Origin of the sequence: Bradyrhizobium genosp. P, from assembly GCF_049949265.1 — a bacterium.
In the GTDB taxonomy this organism is placed as follows: domain Bacteria; phylum Pseudomonadota; class Alphaproteobacteria; order Rhizobiales; family Xanthobacteraceae; genus Bradyrhizobium.
This window is the reverse complement of record NZ_CP188195.1, coordinates 5916303-5933380: the sequence shown is the minus strand read 5'-3', so window position 1 is coordinate 5933380 and position 17078 is coordinate 5916303. Positions and strand designations below refer to the sequence as shown.

Genomic DNA, 17078 nt, shown 5'->3' with positions numbered 1-17078 from the left:
TTTGCGCTACCCGGCGGCTACGCGAATTTCCTGACGCCACATGATCGAGAACAAGTCGAGAACGCGTACGGCAGCAACGGCGCTCGGCTGAGATCCTTGAAGCGTCATTTCGATCCGGACGGCGTGTTCGCCTCCGCCATTCCGTTGCCCGAAGGCTGATGCGTCCGCAAAGGCTGATAGCGAGGCGCTATTCGAACAATCGAGCGGGCGTGCACAGCAGGCAACCGCAAGCTGGGACACCAACGCATTCGTCTGAGCCCGGCACGGTCCTCGACCATCATTTTGAAACCGCCCGCGCTGCCGAGGCGCTCGCGGGGCATGCCGATCGACATCCTGACGCAGATCGGCTTCGTTGTGCTCGTTGGCCTTGCTGCCAAGAATGCGATCCTGATCGTCGAAGTTTGCGCGCCAGAAGGAAGAGGAGGGCGTGACCGCCGGCGAAGCCGCGACGCAGCTGCGCCCGGTCCTGATGACCTCACTCGCGTTCATCCTGGGCGTCGCCGCGCTTGGGGCCGCGACCGCAGCCGGTGCAGAAATCCGGCAATCACTGGGGACAGCCGTCCTGTTCGGGATGATGGGCGTGACCGGCTTCCGCCGCATTTTCACACCCGCCTTCTACACCTTCATTCGCAAGCTCGTGGAAGGAGTACAGGGGAGGGCTCTCCGAAATCGGTGTCCATGCCGAGGATCGAGAACCGGGGTTCTCCTGCGCGTGCCTGAGCCTCAACTGCTCTTGAGCTTGCGCCGGTGTCCGCATCGCCGATTTTTGTCAGCTGGCAAGCCTTCTTGACGCGTTGGATGCGTCTACCGGCAATTCGGAAGATCAATTGGTGCAGTTGCTCCGAGAGTTTGAAGAGCGCGACGGCACTGCCATCCACGTCGTCTGTCTCCCGGAGCGATGATTGAGTGCGCGCCTACGCGTCTTTGTCGATTGTCGGGCCGATGCTTTCGCGGTCCGCCGTGGAACGTGGATTAATTACACCATCGCATGAGTGTTATTGCATCACGCATCCTGAACGGAGCGCGTAGAGCAGCTAAGTCTTTGTGGGAGACATGAAGGAGCCATGCCATGCTTGATACCAAAACCCCACAAAAGCCATCTACTGCCGCCGCAGATGGTCGCAGCGAGCAGATCGCCCTCTCCAAAGGCCGGATTTCAATTTATCAGCCGGAACAGGAAGGATTGATCTTTCCGGAAGTTCCAAACTTCAAGAATGTCGGCGAGGAGCGTGCATATCGCAAGGCCCACCTGGTCGCCGCCTGCCGGGTCTTCGCCAAATATGGTTATGACTACGGCTTTGCCGGCCACCTCACGGTGCGCGATCCAGAATATCCGAATCTCTATTGGACCAATCCGATGTGCGTCCATTTCGCCGACGTGACCGTGTCCAGCCTTATCCTCGCCGATCACGCTGGCACAATCCAGCAAGGCAAATATGCCATCAACCGCGCCGGCTTTGTCCTCCATGCTGCCGTGCATGAGCACAATCCTCGGGTGATGGCGATGTGCCACGCCCACACCCTCTACGGCGCAGCATTCTGCTCGACCGGGCGACCGATCGATCCGATCTCGCAGGATGCCTGCGCCTTTTTCGAGGATCAGGTCGTGATCGGCAAGAGTGCCGGTGCGGTCGCCGTCGAAGAGAAATCCGGCGTCGGCATTGCGGAGGCGATGGGAAACCACCGCGCCGTGCTGCACCAAAATCACGGCTTGCTGACGTCCAGCCCGCATAGCATCGACGATGCCGCCTGGTGGTTTATCGCGCTGGAGCAATGCTGCAAGGCGCAACTCGCTGTGGAAGCCACGGGCGTCAAGCCGACCTTCGTCGCCCCCGACCGCGCACGCTACAGTCGCGAACACGTAGGTGGTTCGTTTATCGGGTGGCTGCACTTTCAGCCGCTGTACGATCACATCGCTAAGCGCCAGCCCGAGATGTTCGCCTGATCGAATATAGCAGCGAGGCCGATTGGAGCTCGTTTTGGTCAGCGCCAATCGGCCCCACTCTAAGGCGCTTCTAATCCATCCACCAACGGCCCTGTCAGATGCGAGCTTCGGCAGCCGACGTGAGATTCTCGGCGTTGCAGCCTGTCGATCCACGCAGCCCGAGGGCAGTCAATACCGGGAGAGCAGTATGCGGATTTACTATGATGCCGACGCCGACGTCAATTTGGTGAAGACGAAGACCGTCGCGATCATCGGCTTCGGCAGCCAGGGACATGCCCATGCCCTTAACCTGCGCGATAGCGGGGTCAATAAGGTGGTGGTCGGCCTCCGGCCGGGCTCGGCAGGCGTCGCTAAAGCCAAGGCCGCGGGCCTGGAGGTTAAGGATGTCGCCGAGGCGGCGATGGCCGCTGATATCGTGATGCTTCTGACGCCAGACGAACTTCAGGGCGATATCTATCGAGAGAAGCTGCACGACACCATGAAGCCGGGCGCTGCGTTAGCATTCGCTCATGGCCTGAACATTCATTTTAACCTGCTGGAGCCTCGCGCCGATATCGATGTGTTCATGTCGGCACCAAAGGCCCCAGGTCATACGGTGCGCAGCGAGTTTCAACGCGGTGGCGGCACTCCCTGCCTGGTCGCGGTGGCGCAGGACTATTCGGGCAATACGCTCGATATTGCGTTGTCCTATACTTGTGCGATCGGCGGCGGTCGCGCCGGCATCATCGAGACGACCTTCAAAGAGGAGTGCGAGACCGACCTTTTCGGCGAGCAAGCCGTGCTCTGCGGTGGCCTGATCGAACTGATCAAGAGCGGCTTCGATATCTTGGTCGAGCATGGTTATGCGCCGGAATTGGCCTACTTCGAGTGCCTCCACGAAATGAAACTCATAGTGGACCTGCTATACGAAGGCGGCATTTCGAACATGAACTATTCGATCAGCAATACCGCCGAATATGGCGAATACGTCGCCGGTCCGCGAATCATCACCGACGAAACCAGGGCGGAGATGAGGCGCATCCTGCATGACATCCAATTGGGAAAATTTGCGCACGACTGGATGCTCGAAAACGGGGTCCACCAGACCAACTTCAAGGCCATGCGCCGAAAGATGTCGTCTCACAGCATCGAGGCGGTCGGTGAACGGTTGCGCGCCATGATGCCGTGGATCAAAAACGGAGCTTTGGTCGATCGTAACAGGAACTGACCCTGCTACCGCTTCCAAGATCTCCCCGGTACAATCATGACAGCAAACAATCGGCCCGTAGTCGATCTCTCTCGGCCGGAAAACATCACCGGCTCAGGGCCAACCTGGCCGGCACAGGCGGACAAAAATCAGACTAGATCGAAGCCGCTCAGATCAGCGCATCCGAACCTCGAAAATCAAGCAGCGGGTCTGTCCGGCAGTTTGCTTTCAGAAGGTCTCGCGTCGATGCAAAGAGGCGCACGCCATGCCGGCGACAGCAATCAGTTTCATGCACGGCTTTGCGAACGGCAGCATCGTCGACGACGAGCAAGATGAGCTTTCTTCATTCGGCCGTGCTACTGCCGCAGTCGTTTACTCCTGGAATGAAATCGCTCGGTAGCGGGTCCCGAGTAGCTTTGGAATCACCTAATGATCATAGGAGATCCCAATGACGGTCCTTGCCGAAGCGTTGATGCAGCACGCACGATCTTCGCCTCGCGAAGCGCCTTGCACCTTATAAGGTTCCCGAAGGACTTCAGGTGATCGATGCGTTGCCGCGCAACGCGCTGAGCAAGGTTGACCGCAGAGCGCTGGAGAGACTGATTGCCGAAGATGAGAGCGCTCGCCCTCGGTTCTGAAGCCAAACCCTCGCGCGGCGGCGAACGGCCGGCGCGTCGCGAAGAGATAGCTCCGCAAGAGAGATCAACTGACATGGCGAGAAGAATCACGACCATTTCCCCGGACCATGTAACCAATGGCCGAGCCAGCTTGGGCGAACCAGCCGATCCACCTGGCCGGGTGCCGCTTCTGATGATCCTGATATCGACCTTGAGCACCGCGCTTGAATATTATGACTTTGTTATTTTTGCCTTCTTCGTAAAGCCCATTGGCGCGTTATTTTTCCCGCACGAGATCCCGCAATGGATCGCAGAGCTGCAAACGTTCGGCATCTTCGCGGCCGGATATATGGTGCGCCCGCTCGGCGGCATCGTGTTCGCCCATTACGGTGATATCTTCGGCCGCAAGCGGACGTTCATGCTGACCGTGCAACTGATGGTCGTGTCATCGTTTGGCATTGCCGCGATGCCGACTTATTCGAGCATCGGCATCGCGGCGCCTGTGCTGCTGCTGTTGCTGCGCCTAGTGCAAGGTGCTGCGATCGGCGGCGAAGTGCCGGGCGCCTGGACGTTCGTCACCGAACATGTTCCCCCGAATCGGATGGGCCTGGCCTGCGGCGTCCTAACCAGCGGTGTGGCACTCGGCATTCTCATTGGCTCGCTGACCGCTGTTGCCGTCAATGCCGGTCTGACACAAGCCGACGTCCGGAATTACGGGTGGCGCCTGCCCTTCTTGATCGGCGGCGGCGCTGGCCTTGTCTCGCTATTTCTTCGCCGATATCTGGCCGAGACGCCGATCTTCCGGGCCTTGCAGCATCGGAACGCTGTCGCGACCCGACTGCCGGTCGGCATCGTGCTCCGAGAGCATCGCATCGGGGTCATGCTCTCGATCGCCTTGGGATGGCTGCTCGCCGCCACGAACGTCGTGCTGCTCTTGATGACGCCCACATTGCTTCAGACGGTCTACCACCTTCCGGCCGAGACAGCGCTGCAGGCCAACACGGTGTCGACCGTGGGCCTCCTTTTTGGCCTCCTTGCCGCTGGCCCGATCATCGACTGGATGGGCGGCGGCCGCTTCCTGATCGCTGGCAGCGTGCTGCTCGGTCTGGTTACATATCTGTTATTCAGCCAGCTTGCCGCCCATCCCGGCTGGCTGCTGCAGCTCTACACATTGGCCGGCCTCTCGGCCGGTGTCATTGTGGCCGTGCCTTATGTGATGGTCGAGAGCTTTCCCTCGGCGGTAAGATTTACTGGCGTGTCCTTCTCTTACAACCTCGCCTGGGCGGTCTTTGGAGGGCTCACGCCGGCCGTCGTGATATTCGGCCTGCGCTTCGATCCGATGGCGCATCTGCATTACCTGCTGATCGTCGACGCCGTCGGCCTCCTGACGGGGGTGGCGGTCTTGGCGCGGCAGTCGTCGCGACTGCGGCCTGATGGTGGTTCTGTCTGGTAAATCCAACGTTCGGTGCTGTAATCGCTACGTGCGAGTGATAGCCGGGCTGAATTCCTGCACTCGGACCGTTTACACCATCGGTCGAGGCTCGTGCGCTAAGCGCAAATGATCGTACCGCGGAATAAAGGGCCAAACTCGAAGGCCATCGCGTCAAGTACTTTCCGCTCCGCGCCTTGCCCACGTGACGAACGCCGGCAGCCGCCGGCTACTTTGCATGGGGTTGTTTTCGAAATTGTGGCAGCGCGCCCCTGCGATGGCCCCGCGGGAGAGGTGGATCACGAGCACGGTTCATTCGGGGCTGACGCCATCGCCTCTGGCCGGTGATCTCATTCTACCGGCGCCCGCGACTGAACCGGTGTCGCGGGCGCACATCGCCGTCCCAATGATCCGGTCTGGCGTCTTAGTAGTCAGGTCCGCCGTAATATGGATTGCTTGGCGCGGCACCCGCCGTATAGGCGCTGGCACCATAGTGTGGATGCCAGCTGCCAATGCGCTGGCATTGGCCTACGCCGGCCATCAGCTGGCCGCCGTTCATTGCGGGTCCGGCCGCGCCAACAGCGTAGCCGTCCGGCGGGGTGCAAGGGCCGGGGCCGCGTCCTTCCGCAAGGCTAGGGCTCAGCGTTGCCAGCGGCAGCATCGCGGCAAGCGCGACCGCTGCACTCAGAGTTCTCAGATTTTTCATTGTTGCTCCAGTTCCTTTGTTTACGACGATGTCGGCGTCGATCGTAGCAATGTGTCCGGTCTTGATTGGGAGTTAGCAGTTGGCCGACGCCGACCGTTGAAGAGGTGGTGTCGATTGCGCGCCAAACCCACAGGATGTCCATCACACTTCTGGAGATCGGGTGGGACAGCCGATCACATCTGTTTGTGAGATTGAGGACGTTCCTGATGGGCGTTGCCTACCGCAGAAGGCCCCAACCAACCGGGTCAAATCCTGGCCTTCAAGGTCGTCGACACCTTTCGGTGCCCGGTCAATCACTTGTAGAAGATGTAGTGAGCGCTGTACTCGGTACGGCGCTCTGTTCCTGCCGTCAAACACGCACCGGTCGGGCCGACTCCGCCAGACGTATCGAAACGTTGGATGAAACGCGTGCCGGCAAGTACGCCCGATCCCGAGGAGTTTGCCGACAAGAGCAGCCAGGGGATTGCGCTCGCGTTCGGAGCCGGCCCGCTCGCCAAAATCTTGCCGACGACCTTGGAGCCGTCGCGAGCCTCCCAGGTTGGGCCAGCATAGTGCCTAGCGAACAGTTCGCCCTGCGCGTCGATGAGCTCGGCCTCGGGGGCCTTGAATTCCCATTCGCTTGCGCTCCCCTTGACGGTGCAGACGTATATCTGAACACCTTTCGCGATGTACTCGCCGACCAAATGTCTCGGCTGGGGAGGCACAAGTTTGGCCGGAATGTCCTGAGCTAACGCGGAAACCGCAGAAAGCGAAAGACCAGCAAAGCTGAATAGGAAGCGGGCGAACATGGGTTATCCTTTGCAAATGCAAGCCGTTCGATCCCGTGCGCCGCCGCGAGCACTGACTTGCGGGAGAATTGCCGTCGGTTGGGTCAGCATCGCATTGCCCATCAAGGCTCGTGAATAGATGCACGTCAGTTTCGTCTCTGCAGATTGCAGAGACATGTCGGCACCGATGGATTCCGTTACATCGGAAACTCGACGGCCGCGCATATTGCAGGCGTAACTCAATAGGACCGGACAGCAATAGTTTCGCAACACGCCACTTCCATAAAGCGCTAATGGCGAAATGGAGACAGCCGGGTCTGAAGGCGTTCTCGACCTTGGCCAACCCTACGACGCCGACGCGCTCATCCGCGTCCGTTGCCGGCGTTTCGATGATGGAGTCACGTGAGATCGCGGCTCGTACCTAATCAATATGTGCAGAGCGGTGCCCTAGGAGGCTACATGACCAACGCATTCGCCAGTCTCCGGTCTGGTACCTGTTCGTGCTGTTATTTGTCGCGGCGGGGCTTCATCGGCGGTGCCGCAGCGCTTGGCTTGACTGCCGCTTTGCCAGCGACGCCGTCAGCAGCTGCGCCGATCGCAACGCTGATCGACACCCATCACCACTTCTTTCCACCGACCTACCAGAAGGCGTGGCTCGAATGGGAAGATGCACACGGAGTTCCGCACTTCCCCTCTCAGGTTGCCTGGTCCAAAAGCAAGGCAATCGAAGCAATGGACGAGGCGGGCATCCGAACCGCGGTGTTGTCGATCGCATCGACCCCTGGCGTCTGGTTCGATCTCGATGCCGAGCGCGCCAGCCGAATGGCCCACGACTGCAATCACTATGCCGCCGACTGGATGCGCGAGAAGCCCAGCCGTTTTGGCCTGTTCGCGACGCTGTCGATGATCGACATCGATCTAACGCTCAAGGAGATCGAATATGCGCTCGACACATTGAAGGCGGACGGTATCGGTCTTCAGTCGAACTACGGGGACAGGTGGCTGGGCGACAGCAAATACAAACCGGTGTTCGATGAACTCAATCGGCGCGGCGCCGTCGTCTACGTGCATCCGCTTGTTGCCAATTGTTGCGGTACCCTCAGCGTCGGCACGTTTCCTGCGGTCATTGAAGTTCCTCATGACACGACGCGCTGCGTCACCAGCTTGCTCCTCTCTGGCGGTCTTGCACGCTGGCGCGGAATCCGGTGGCTATTCTCGCACGCCGGCGGCACAATTCCGATGATGGCAGGTCGACTCGACGCCTTCTATGGACAGCGCCCGAATGTGAAAGAGTTCGCACCCGAAGGGATCTTCGGTGAACTGCGGCGGCTCAATTACGATACCGCCAATGCCACCAGCGCACCAACGATGGCGGCTCTGACCAAGCTCGTGCCGGCGTCTCAAATCACCTATGGTACCGACTATCCTTATTTCGGCCTGGGTCAGTTCAAGGCTTTGGAAGAAGCAGATCTGTCATCCGCCGAATTGGACTCCATCGGCAGCGGCAATGCCAAACGACTCCTTCCGCGACTTCGAAGCTAGAGGCAAGGGGAGGTCGCTACGTTCTTCTGCGGCCTGCCCCACTACGGTCAACAACGCGATCATCGTTTTAGACAACATAACCATTCTCCATCAGACATCGCTCCCAGCCGTTGGTCCCGTAGATGATTTTGAGAGCGGGCGTGAGCCTGGTCAGCGTCGCCATCGCCGGCGCGTTGATGAGTTGCGCTCGAGCGACATATTCAGATATTCAGCGCGGTTGCTCCACCGCCTTGACGGCTTCCGCGCTGGCGCTCGAGCCAGGAGCCTGCGCCGGGAAACGGATTCGTAGGTCGGAAATTTCCTGGACCAAGGCCCGGCCCGCGCCGGTGGTGAGCGTCAAGACGTGACCGCCCCAGGCCTTGTCGGAGGTCAGAAAATGGAAATGCCAGCCCGCCACGTTGACGGAGCTTGCCGCCGCCGGAAACCGAAAGCCGATCAGGGTGCCGCCCACTTCCGTGAGTGTATTAACGACCTGCTTTTCCTTAATCACCTCTGCCAGCGGACGATAGGGTGGTATTTGCTTTGGCTCGCTGCGTATCTGAACAGATTGGAATTGACCGTCGATGCGAACTGCAAGGACCCGCGAAAGGCTGTAAGGCAGCGCATCAAGTGCAGCTTGCAGTTGCTGCAGCGATTGTCCGGCGGCAATCGGCATAGATGCTTGCGGGTGAAAATCAACTACGACGGCAAACGGGGTCTGCTCCGACCTCGCGACCAAATGGGCGCGACCGTCGGTCGTCCCGCGGTAGACCCGACCATCGAGCACCATCATCTCGCCGTCCACCCCATTGAAGGTGCCCAATCCAAAGTCGCCATGGCGCAGCATCTCATCGACGGTGGTGTTGCCATCATAGCCGCCAGCGAGCAGGCTGGAGATAGTGGCGACCTGGTATGCTTCCCCAGCTCGCGCGGGCGAAGCACCAACGGCGAACGTGACGAGCGCCAGCGTAGGCCAAGCGATCAAAAGGGCCGTTGGAAAGCTCAGTCTTATTGACGTGACCACGTCCATCATAATGCCTGCTCCTATCGCTAGTCCGCCGCGATACCTCGAGTCACTCTCCCGCCATTACGCCGCGGCTCGATCTCGCAAGCGATTTTTAGATCGACAGAGGTCGGACGTGGTGAGCCCAAGGCGCACTTTCACCGGGTGCGAGCGCGCACTGTTCCGGTGCTGGCGCGACCATGTCCTCAGAGTGAGGCCGGCCGTACCTCGCCGGGCAGCAAAGCGCCGGCTGGCTCATGTCGCCGGCCCAGGTCATAACCTTTCGCGAGGAATGCGCATTGTTCCGCTCGAACAGGTTCAGATGGGTGCCCCCGCGATAGTCTTTGTTCCTTGACCTACATCAATTCCGGAACACATTTTCGTATTGGTACTGCAACTCATGCGCGGGGCATTTAGTTAAAGCCACGCCGCCGGGTTTCTGAAGTTTCTGCGAATGGAGCGGATCGTGGAACAAAGTTGTAATTTCGTCGGCAGTCCGCAATTGAACCTCGATGAGTGGACGGTTTTGGTCCGCGCGACGAGCGGAGGCGAGTACCACGTCAGCGACCGTCATGCTTTTGCCGGTTGGATATGTCCACGAAGCGTTTACGGGATCGCGGCAGCCGCATTCAAGGTCCAATGGGGGCTTGCGGCGGCGGTGGATCATGCCGGCACCATCAACGGATTCGCGCGCCGGCGCCGCGATGTTCTCGCTAACACGGATTGGTACGGTGCAGTATTTCAGGTCGCTGGCCAGTGCGCGCTGACACAGAACGAGCACACTGTGCAAATCGGAGCGGGAGATGTTGCACTCATGGACGGGGCGCGGCTCTCGATGCGCTTGTTTGAAAGCGGCTCGCGGTGGCTTTCCATTTATCTGCCGCGGCAGTCGCTGATTTCCCATTTCGGATTCGAGCCGCAGACTTGCTTAAGTGCGTGCGGCGGAACCGTGGCCGCGCGGGCCCTCCGTCAGCTCGTTCTCGACGGTGTCGGAGCCGAAGAATCCACAGCCGCACCGCCCTGTCCGCACATGCGGCTCGCCCTCTACGACCTCCTTGGCGCCCTGTTTGCGCCGTCCAATCCGGGGCCCGTCTCTCGTCATGCGGATCGACTGTTCGCCCGCATCCGCCGCGTCATAAACCATCGCTGTGCGGATCCGGACTTCGGTCCTGCACAAGTGGCGGCCGAAACGGGGATTTCGCTGCGCTACGTCCAGAAGCTGCTGACGGCGCGCGGCTGCACATGCAGCGAATTGATCTATTCCATTCGTTTGGACCACGCCGCGGGCCTGCTGGCACGCCGGACGTCACACGCCACAGGTCAGCGTCTCAGCGAAATTGCGTACGCCTGCGGCTTTCGCGACTACACCCATTTCGCAAGAAGATTCCGGGATCGGTTCGGTTACACACCGGGCGCCCACCTGGGAGGAAGCTGTGCCAGCGGGACCCGGATAGCGCGCGCCGGCGCCGGCCGCACGTCGCCGTAGACCTAGGCCAGGCCCACGGCGTATTCGCAAGCTCCCCAGGTGTGATCCAAAGCCGATCCCGTTACCTGATGAACCCGTCGAACGGTGTCATGTAGATTGGGTGGAAGGCCGCGATCGCCTGCTTTAATTCGTTCGACGGCGTGCCATAGATCACCCAGCGAGTGGGCTTGGCCAAAGCGAGGAACTCCTTCGATAACGGCCTGAACGTTTTTTCCACGTGGTACATGGCCGCCTTTGAATCGATGTAGCGTTCGTAGATATCGACCGTCTTCTGATCGTCGCCGATATTGTATTCGTACTGCACCGCGCCCGTCTCCTTGTCTGTCGCAGCCACAAACTTCCGAATCAGCGCCTTGAACTTGTCCATCTGATCGACGGCGAGCGTGAGCACCCAGTACACCTGATCGCTCCCGACCGCCGGCTTCTGCGTTTGGGCCTGCGCCCCTTGCCGGTATTGAGCGTCGGTTACGTGTTCCATCCAGTCGGCGTACGAGCCGTTGAGCTGTTCTTGGATGGCGATATGGCTCATGGCCGTGGCTGGCGTGGCCCCATGCCAGTGCTTCTCGCCGGGCGCGAACCAGATCACATCACCTGGTCGGATCTCCTCAATTGCACCGCCATCACGCTGAACCGAGCCGCGGCCGGACATGACGATCAAGGTCTGACCGAGCGGATGCGTGTGCCACGCCGTGCGTGCGCCAGGCTCGAAGGTAACCAGGACACCAGTCACGCGGGCTGGAGCGGGTCGGCTGAACAGCGGATCCATGCGCACTGTTCCGGTGAACCAGTCGGCCGACCCTTTGCGGGAAGGCTGCGAACCGCTTTGCCTTATCTCCATTATTGTTCTCCTCTTTGGTTGAACATTCGACCATTCTGTTGACGGTCGCGCTGAACCGCGTGGAAGCCCCCACCATTACACGATGGGTGGCGTCGGGCAGTGCGGCGACCTCCTGATCACCGTGGCCCTCGAGAATATCGAAGCGAAGGAGGGCCACCGTTCTGTCCTCCTGCTGGTGCTCAATCCGCTGTTACGCCCGCGCGGCTCGTGTGAAGGCCCTTTCACCCCAACTCGCGCAGGAATCGGATGATCGCCTCATTGACCTCGGCCGGGCGCTCCTGCTGTGTCCAGTGGCCGCAGCCTGGCAGCATGATCGTTTCGCGGAGATTTGGGACGAAAGTTTTCAGGTTGGCGATGAGCTGCTGCGCGCCGGGAAAATTGACCACGAGGTCGCGGTCGCCTGCGACATAGAGCGCGGGGACTGTCACGCGCAATCCGGCGAAGGGCGCCATCAGCTCCCAGTTGCGGTCGATGTTGCGATACCAGTTGAGGCCGCCGCGGAAGCCCGTGCGCGCGAGTTCGCGGGCATAGAAGTCGATGTCCGCCTCGGTCAGCCAGGCCGGCAGGCGGTCCGGATCGACCATTCGTGTGAGGAAGCCGCCGGTTCTCGGAACCATGGCCATCGAATCGGGGCCGGACGTGTTCTCCGGCCGCAGCGCGTCGCCCGAGAGGGAAAAGAGCCCGCGGCGGTGGGCGGCGCGCGGGTCGGGCTCGAGCTCCGCCTCCGCGACGCCCGGTTGCTGGAAATAGAGCTGGTAGAAGAGCGACGTCTCGGTCTGCGGCATGGCGCTGGTGGGCCGCGCCGGCCCGCGCGGCCGAAACGGCACGCTGAGGCCCACGACTCCGCGAAAGCGGTCCGGCCGAAAAAGGGCGGCGTGCCAGGCGACCGTGGCGCCCCAGTCATGGCCGACGATGGCGGCCTGACCGGCGCCCAGCGCGTCGATAGCGCCGACCATATCGCCGACCAGATGAAAGAGCGTGTATTTCTCGATCTCCTCGGGGCGGTCGGTCTCTCCGTAGCCGCGCATGTCCGGCGCGACCGCATGATAGCCGGCGTCTGCCAACGCCCTCAGCTGCGACCGCCAGGAGTACCAGGATTCCGGAAACCCGTGGCAGAGGACCACCAGCGGCCCTTCGCCCATCTCCGCCAGATGGATGCGGATGCCGTTCGCCTCGACCTTCCGATGTGTGATCTCCATTGTCGTTCTCCTTTTTGGTTGGACATTCGCCTGGTGGTGCTCAGTCCGCCGTTACGGGCTGGCGGATTGCGGATCGGGGTGTCGCCCGTTGGGCGGCCTCCAGGATCATGGCGGCAGCCTTTTCGCCGATCATGATGCACGGCGCGTTCGTATTGCCGCTTGTGATGGCCGGCATGATCGACGCATCCGCGACGCGCAGGCGGTCCACGCCACGGACCCGCAGCTCGTGGTCGACGACCGCGTTCAGGCCTTGGCCCATCGCAGCCGTGCCGACGGGGTGAAAGGCGGTGTGGGAGATGTCGCCGGCCGCCCGTACGATATCGTCGTCTCGCTGGATCGCCGGCCCCGGACGGAACTCGGTTGGGCTAAAGCGCGCCATGGCGGGCTTCTCAACGATCCGACGGGTGAGGCGAACGGACTCGACCGCCACGATCCGGTCACTCTCCGTGGAGAGAAAGTTCGGGTGGATGACAGGCGCCTCCGTTGGGTCAGAGGAGCGGACGTGAACGGTGCCTCGGCTGTCCGGACGGACGTTGGCGACGCTCGCGGTGAAGGCCGGGAATGGGTCGAGATCGCCGCCGAACGCAGCGAGGCTGAGTGGCTGAACGAAGTATTGAAGGTTGGGCGTGGCGAAGCGCGGATCCGACTTGGCATAGATGCCAAGCTGGCTGGGCGCCATGGACATGGGCCCGGAACGACTGAGCACGTACTCCAGACCGATCCTGGCTTTGCCCCAGAGGGAGCTGGCTTCGGTGTTCAGCGTCTCGGCGCCCACGACCTTGTAGGCGCAGCGGATCTGAAGGTGGTCCTGGAGATTCTCGCCGACGCCCGGCAGGTGTCGGACTGTCTCGATCCCAAGAGCGTTCAGGCGCTTGCCATTCCCGATGCCGGACCACTCCAGGATCGCTGGCGATCCCACCGCGCCGCCAGACAGCACGACCTCGCCGCGGGCCCAGGCGATGTAGCTCTGTCCATTGGTCTCGAACTCGACACCAACGGCGCGGCCGTTATGGATCACGACGCGGCGCACGAGAGCATGAGTTTGCAGTCGCAGGTTCGGACGATGGAGAACTGGGCGCAAAAAGGCGCTCGCCGCGCTCCACCGCCAGCCGTGCTTCTGGGTCACCAAAAAATAGCAGGAGCCGGTGATGTCGCCGCGGTTGGGGTCGTCAACTTTTGGGATTCCGTACTGGGCGGCGGCGTCGCGGAAAGCCTCCAGTAGGTCCCAGTGAAGCCGTTGTTCCTCGACACGCAGCTCACCGCCAGCGCCGTGAAACTCATCGGGTCCGGCGAAATAATCCTCGGACTTGATGAAATAGGGCAGGACGTCGTCCCAGGCCCAGCCGACGTTCCCCGCCTGACGCCAGCCGTCGTAGTCGGCGCGCTCGCCTCGATTGTAGATCATGCCGTTGATTGACGAGGAGCCGCCCAGCACACGACCGCGCGGATAATGCATTGGCTTGTTCCCAGCGTGGGCTTCCACTTCGGTCGTGAAGCACCAATCCATCCGGGGATCGCCCATGGTGTACAAATAGCCAACCGGGATATGGATCCAGATGTAGTCGTCGTTGCCGCCGGCCTCGAGCAAAAGCACCCTGTTGCGAGCGTCGGCGCTCAGCCGGTTCGAGATGACGCAACCCGCGCTTCCCGCGCCGATCACGATGTAATCAAACTCGCCGAACGTCTCGTCTTTGGTATCCATGCTCAATCACTCCACAGGTTCTCGTTCGCGGGGGCAGGTGCACGATTGGCGTGCCAATGGTCTCCAGAACTGATCTGCCTTCATCGTCGGTTAATGTGGGCAATCGGAGTTTGGCCGTCATCAGCCTATGACGCACTTTCACCGGTACTGGCACGCACCGCTCGATCGCCACAGCGACCAGTCCTCTTGAATGCGCGCCTGGGGCGTGACCGAACCGATGCCGAAATTCTCGTGCGAAATGAGTGTAGTTGCGAAAGAATCAGTGCAGGTCAAACCGCGCGCTGTGAAGAGCGTCTGAAGATAGCGCAGCGAGATGCCAGTTTCGGCGGCAATCTCGTGGGGCCGAAATTCGGATCTGCAAAGCCGTCATGAATGATGCGGGCTGCCGCGATCCCATAAGCGCGGAGTCGGTGCATCTAACCAACAAGAGTGTCGGGTTTGACCACTCGGTGGTCGCCTCCACACGTGGACCGGAGCAAAGCGGTCCACTCTTCGTGGTTCAATTGCGACGTGCGGGCGAAATCGCAGCTCTGTTACACCATCGCCTCTACCGTTTTTCCACATGCACGGCGAGGTGATGCCAATCATCGGATGTGGTAGTAGTCGAGAAGCGCTTGAACATCCTCGGCTTGAACATCCTCGGATAGCGGTGGAGAGCGGCGAACTCTTCCTTGGACGAATAGCTCATCCCGCATGAAAGGCATCGGGTCGAGCATCCTTGCCGGAGAGAGCTCCATTCTTTCGAGAATATCGCGCCTGACGTCGATGCCGCGTGCGCTGCAACCGGGCCCATGCGCTGGCTAATCGCTTCTAGCCCCCACGGCGGCAACCAGCCGCTGGGTACCTCCGGCATATGCCAGCGGCATTCGGCGTGCGTCACGATCAGGTCGCATGCGGCGGCAAGACCGATGCCTCCGCCCAGCGCGAAGCCACTCACCGCGGCGACAACCGGCTTTTCAATGAAGCCGATCAAGCGCGCGATCCGCGCGGTCTCGGCCTCGTAATGGCACATTTGCGGGACCGTCATGGCCGCGAGTTCTTTGAGGTCGCTACCGGCGCAAAAGCCCGGGGCGGTCCCCGATATGACGATCGCGGCAGCACCTGAATCGTCCTGTAGCTCGACGAGTGCCGTTGCAAGCGCATGGATCAATTCGCTCCCTAGCGCATTGCGCCGGTTCGAACGATCGATGGTGAGAATGGCAACTTGTCCCTGCCGGCGAGTGTTCAACATGACTGGGCCTTCTTGGTGTCTTGGCTCATCTCTCTGTCTCCTGATCTCGCCTTCATCGTCGGTTAATGTGGGCAATCGGAGTTTGGCCGTCATCAGCCTATGACGCACGTTCAGCCGTACTGGCGCGCACTGTTCGCCGCCCGCGCGTTGACCGGAGTCGGATCCGGCTTTGCTGATCGGAGTTGGATCGCTTGCGGCCTGTTGACCGATTTCCCGACCTGTCTGGTCTCGCTTGCTGACTTGATCTTACGATCCCACGTCGCGGAGCAATTAAGTAATGCAGCGGCGCCCGCCGGAGTTTGTTCGCTTACCGAGTCGCGGCCACTTTGCTGCAAGATCGGAGTTGTCTCAGACCACCCAGTGATCGGCGCGGGGAAGCCGAAGCAGAAGCCGGTTCTCACCACGGTCGGCTCCGCGCTGGTTCCAAATGCCACAGGCAAAACCAGATCAGGCTCCGCTCAACGCTTGGCCGGCAACAGTGCGCGCCAGTGCCAGTAAAAGTGCGTCTGGGGCTCATGACGGCCGATCTCCGATCGTCCACATTCACCAATGCTGAAGCAAAGATCAGGAATCACGATGAGCCAAGCAATCAAAGGTTTCGCGCTGATCACCGGCGCTTCGTCGGGCATCGGCGCCATCTACGCCGACCGCTTGGCCAAGCGCGGCTATGACCTCATTCTGGTGGCGCGCAGGTTCGACCGTCTGCGGAGGCTGGCTGACAAGATCACCGGCGAGACCGGCCGCAAGGTCGAGGTGATCGCCGCCGATCTGATCAAGCGCAAGGATCTCGCAAAGGTCGAGGCCGTGCTGCGGACCGACAAGCGGATCACCACCCTCGTCAACAACGCCGGCGTCGCTTCGACTGCTTCCCTTCTGCAGGCCGACGTCGACAGAATGATCGAGGTGATTGCGCTGAACGTCGATGCTCTGACCCGCCTCACTTACGCGGCCGCCCCCGGCTTCGTCGAGCGTGGTCGCGGCACGATCATCAATATCGCCTCGGCCGTCGCGCTGGCCCCGTGGATCTTCAACGGCGTCTACGGTGCTTCCAAGGCGTTTGTCCTGGCCTTTAGCCGGTCGCTGAAACATGAGCTGGCGGAGAGCGGTGTGCGCGTCCAGGTCGTGCTGCCGGGCATCACGGCAACGGACCTCTGGGTGACGACTGACACGCCACTCAAGCAAATGCCCGGCGAGGTGGTGATGCCGGCCACGGCCTTGGTCGACGCGGCACTTGTCGGCCTCGACCAAGGCGAGTTCGCCACGCTGCCATCGCTGCCGAACGTGGCGCACTGGAGCACTTACGAGGCAGGGCTGCAGGCACTGCTGCCAAACTTGTCCCACGCCGAACCGGCCGCGCGCTTAACTGAGGCTTCGCATTAGCCGCCGGCACTCCACCCCGCGGAGATCGGGGTCTGACGCGGGACCGTCCGCGGTATGCCGCCATCGCA

At 61.1% G+C, this 17078-nt stretch carries 14 protein-coding genes and 2 pseudogenes; 9 read left to right on the top strand and 7 right to left on the bottom strand.

All coding sequences use genetic code 11. The features are described from left to right. Nucleotides 1-30: 30 nt before the first annotated feature. The 6 genes and pseudogenes from ACP2YO_RS28785 to ACP2YO_RS28760 all read left to right on the top strand — a co-directional run bounded on the left by ACP2YO_RS28785 (nucleotide 31) and on the right by ACP2YO_RS28760 (nucleotide 5201). Nucleotides 31-159 (top strand): BBE domain-containing protein, encoded by a 129-nt coding sequence (locus ACP2YO_RS28785; RefSeq protein WP_426443337.1) that lies wholly within the window; start codon nucleotides 31-33, stop codon nucleotides 157-159. A 153-nt stretch (nucleotides 160-312) separates the two neighbouring features. Then, nucleotides 313-790: pseudogene (locus ACP2YO_RS28780) on the top strand (efflux RND transporter permease subunit); the annotation flags it as partial. 279 nt (nucleotides 791-1069) lie between these two features. Beyond that, complete coding sequence (locus ACP2YO_RS28775) at nucleotides 1070-1945, top strand: class II aldolase/adducin family protein (RefSeq protein WP_426434520.1); 876 nt, start codon at nucleotides 1070-1072, stop codon at nucleotides 1943-1945. A 187-nt stretch (nucleotides 1946-2132) separates the two neighbouring features. Beyond that, entirely contained in the window at nucleotides 2133-3152 is a 1020-nt protein-coding gene (gene ilvC / locus ACP2YO_RS28770) for a ketol-acid reductoisomerase (RefSeq protein ID WP_426443336.1), read from the top strand. Between the two features lie 244 nt (nucleotides 3153-3396). Then, nucleotides 3397-3531 carry a hypothetical protein gene (locus ACP2YO_RS28765; RefSeq protein ID WP_426434519.1) on the top strand — a complete coding sequence of 45 codons (135 nt, stop codon included), beginning with the start codon at nucleotides 3397-3399 and terminating at the stop codon, nucleotides 3529-3531. A 368-nt stretch (nucleotides 3532-3899) separates the two neighbouring features. Then, nucleotides 3900-5201, top strand: coding sequence for an MFS transporter (locus tag ACP2YO_RS28760; RefSeq protein WP_426434518.1), 1302 nt, complete (start codon nucleotides 3900-3902; stop codon nucleotides 5199-5201). A 400-nt stretch (nucleotides 5202-5601) separates the two neighbouring features. Here the strand turns inward: ACP2YO_RS28760 and ACP2YO_RS28755 are convergent, their stop codons facing one another. After that, nucleotides 5602-5883, bottom strand: coding sequence for a hypothetical protein (locus tag ACP2YO_RS28755; RefSeq protein WP_426434517.1), 282 nt, complete (start codon nucleotides 5881-5883; stop codon nucleotides 5602-5604). Nucleotides 5884-6176: 293 nt separating this feature from the next. Next, nucleotides 6177-6671 carry a DUF3455 domain-containing protein gene (locus tag ACP2YO_RS28750; RefSeq protein WP_426434516.1) on the bottom strand — a complete coding sequence of 165 codons (495 nt, stop codon included), beginning with the start codon at nucleotides 6669-6671 and terminating at the stop codon, nucleotides 6177-6179. Between the two features lie 438 nt (nucleotides 6672-7109). Here ACP2YO_RS28750 and ACP2YO_RS28745 point away from each other — a divergent pair, with 438 nt between their 5' ends. After that, on the top strand, nucleotides 7110-8192 hold the full coding sequence (locus ACP2YO_RS28745) for an amidohydrolase family protein (protein WP_426434515.1): 1083 nt from the start codon (nucleotides 7110-7112) through the stop codon (nucleotides 8190-8192). 208 nt (nucleotides 8193-8400) lie between these two features. Here the strand turns inward: ACP2YO_RS28745 and budA are convergent, their stop codons facing one another. Then, on the bottom strand, nucleotides 8401-9204 hold the full coding sequence (gene budA, locus ACP2YO_RS28740; RefSeq protein ID WP_426434514.1) for an acetolactate decarboxylase: 804 nt from the start codon (nucleotides 9202-9204) through the stop codon (nucleotides 8401-8403). Between the two features lie 424 nt (nucleotides 9205-9628). Between budA and ACP2YO_RS28735 the strand changes: the two genes are divergently transcribed. Next, nucleotides 9629-10660, top strand: a complete 1032-nt coding sequence (locus ACP2YO_RS28735) for a helix-turn-helix domain-containing protein (protein ID WP_426434513.1) — start codon at nucleotides 9629-9631, stop codon at nucleotides 10658-10660. Between the two features lie 448 nt (nucleotides 10661-11108). Here ACP2YO_RS28735 and ACP2YO_RS28730 read toward each other — a convergent pair. From ACP2YO_RS28730 to ACP2YO_RS28715, 4 genes and pseudogenes are all read right to left on the bottom strand, one after another. Continuing rightward, nucleotides 11109-11498, bottom strand: a pseudogene (locus tag ACP2YO_RS28730) ((R)-mandelonitrile lyase); the annotation flags it as partial. Nucleotides 11499-11719: 221 nt separating this feature from the next. Then, the gene (locus tag ACP2YO_RS28725) at nucleotides 11720-12691 is read right to left on the bottom strand and encodes an alpha/beta fold hydrolase (protein WP_426443335.1); all 972 of its coding nucleotides are present in this window, start codon (nucleotides 12689-12691) and stop codon (nucleotides 11720-11722) included. A 46-nt stretch (nucleotides 12692-12737) separates the two neighbouring features. Further along, nucleotides 12738-14399, bottom strand: a complete 1662-nt coding sequence (locus tag ACP2YO_RS28720; RefSeq protein ID WP_426434512.1) for a GMC family oxidoreductase — start codon at nucleotides 14397-14399, stop codon at nucleotides 12738-12740. A gap of 547 nt (nucleotides 14400-14946) precedes the next feature. Continuing rightward, entirely contained in the window at nucleotides 14947-15723 is a 777-nt protein-coding gene (locus ACP2YO_RS28715; RefSeq protein WP_426434511.1) for an enoyl-CoA hydratase/isomerase family protein, read from the bottom strand. Between the two features lie 483 nt (nucleotides 15724-16206). On the opposite strand from ACP2YO_RS28715, the gene ACP2YO_RS28710 reads away from it, so the two are divergent. Further along, nucleotides 16207-17010, top strand: a complete 804-nt coding sequence (locus tag ACP2YO_RS28710) for an SDR family NAD(P)-dependent oxidoreductase (protein WP_426434510.1) — start codon at nucleotides 16207-16209, stop codon at nucleotides 17008-17010. Nucleotides 17011-17078 lie beyond the last annotated feature (68 nt).

Bases quoted from the DNA above. Each gene is read 5' to 3' on its own strand.
- ACP2YO_RS28775 (WP_426434520.1), top strand. From the start codon at position 1,070: ATGCTTGATACCAAAACCCCACAAAAGCCATCTACTGCCGCCGCAGAT.
- ilvC (WP_426443336.1), top strand. From the start codon at position 2,133: ATGCGGATTTACTATGATGCCGACGCCGACGTCAATTTGGTGAAGACG.
- ACP2YO_RS28765 (WP_426434519.1), top strand. From the start codon at position 3,397: ATGCCGGCGACAGCAATCAGTTTCATGCACGGCTTTGCGAACGGCAGC.
- ACP2YO_RS28755 (WP_426434517.1), bottom strand. From the start codon at position 5,883: ATGAAAAATCTGAGAACTCTGAGTGCAGCGGTCGCGCTTGCCGCGATG.
- ACP2YO_RS28750 (WP_426434516.1), bottom strand. From the start codon at position 6,671: ATGTTCGCCCGCTTCCTATTCAGCTTTGCTGGTCTTTCGCTTTCTGCG.
- ACP2YO_RS28745 (WP_426434515.1), top strand. From the start codon at position 7,110: ATGACCAACGCATTCGCCAGTCTCCGGTCTGGTACCTGTTCGTGCTGT.
- budA (WP_426434514.1), bottom strand. From the start codon at position 9,204: ATGATGGACGTGGTCACGTCAATAAGACTGAGCTTTCCAACGGCCCTT.
- ACP2YO_RS28735 (WP_426434513.1), top strand. From the start codon at position 9,629: ATGGAGCGGATCGTGGAACAAAGTTGTAATTTCGTCGGCAGTCCGCAA.
- ACP2YO_RS28720 (WP_426434512.1), bottom strand. From the start codon at position 14,399: ATGGATACCAAAGACGAGACGTTCGGCGAGTTTGATTACATCGTGATC.
- ACP2YO_RS28715 (WP_426434511.1), bottom strand. From the start codon at position 15,723: ATGACGGCCAAACTCCGATTGCCCACATTAACCGACGATGAAGGCGAG.
- ACP2YO_RS28710 (WP_426434510.1), top strand. From the start codon at position 16,207: ATGAGCCAAGCAATCAAAGGTTTCGCGCTGATCACCGGCGCTTCGTCG.